A 227-nucleotide genomic window follows, 5' to 3' on the forward strand; every position below is an offset into this window, starting at 1 on the left:
GGTGCGGCTGGATCACCTCCTTTCTATGGAGAATTGATGAACGCTGTTCATCAATATAAGTTTCCGTGTTTCGTTTTCGTTTAGTTTTGAGAGTTCAATTCAACATTGACTCTTAAATGAGGATATGATATAAATAAATCCTGCAATTTGTATGGGCCTATAGCTCAGCTGGTTAGAGCGCACGCCTGATAAGCGTGAGGTCGATGGTTCGAGTCCATTTAGGCCCA

1 tRNA gene is annotated in these 227 nt (G+C 42.3%); it reads left to right on the forward strand.

The window, feature by feature from the left end:
• Nucleotides 1-153: 153 nt before the first annotated feature.
• Nucleotides 154-227, forward strand: a tRNA-Ile gene (locus tag ACQRBL_RS33010).

Source organism: Bacillus sp. AF62 (assembly GCF_050312695.1).
Taxonomy (GTDB): Bacteria; Bacillota; Bacilli; order Bacillales; family Bacillaceae_G; genus Bacillus_A; species Bacillus_A cereus.